Source organism: Oleiphilus sp. HI0061 (assembly GCF_001635675.1).
Genome location: NZ_LWFE01000217.1, coordinates 1 through 739, shown reverse-complemented (window position 1 = coordinate 739; position 739 = coordinate 1). Strand labels below are relative to the sequence as shown.

General features: G+C 40.9%; 1 protein-coding gene. It reads right to left on the bottom strand.

Annotation, left to right across the window (positions count from 1 at the left end; translation table 11 throughout):
* A partial coding sequence (locus A3735_RS02580) for a lipopolysaccharide assembly protein LapB (RefSeq protein WP_156499349.1) occupies positions 1 to 500 on the bottom strand: 500 nt, incomplete at its 3' end.
* Positions 501 to 739: the final 239 nt, after the last annotated feature.

Genomic DNA, 739 nt, shown 5'->3' with positions numbered 1-739 from the left:
GCACTCAAATAAACTGATTGTGCTTCTTCAAAACGTAATAGTTGGTACAACAATTTACCTAATTGCATGCGATAACTTAAATTTTCAGGTTTCTTCCCAACACATGCTTTCAGACATTCAACCGCACGTTCAAATTCCTTAGCCTTTACCAAGACCTCGGCATATTTTCCTGATAATTCAATATCATCTTGTACTGAAAGATAAGCTTCGAAAACCTTTGCTGACTCAACAATCATTCCCATATCAGCATAAAGACCCGCTAGTTCCAATACAAAAGTCCTATTGAGGGGCTCGGCTTGGTACACATGCAGCAGGTGTTGTTTCGCTGCTTGATTATCATTTTGTTGGCGAGCAATCGTCCCTAAAGAATAGTGAGCATCACAGTTCTGCGGATCGATCGAAAGAATCTTATTATAGCAACGACGAGCTCGAGAGAGTCTTTCAGACTGTATATACTCGTTAGCCTGCTGCATTAAGGTTTGTATTTCCGACTCGCTCATATTCCTGCCTTTCGATTTCTTATTAAAATGTAATCCCGAGATGTATTCCAACGCAGCGAGAAGACTCGCGTTAGTTTAACGTGGCATAACCTCAACGATCTGAACCATATCATCCTCTTTAGTTCGGGATGAAGAAATAGATTGCTCTAAATCAAACTCATACTCTTTACGTTCACCACTGCGATCAATTGCTAGTGTTTCGAAATCAAAAAGCTGGGTATCCGCTAACTGGGAAGGCG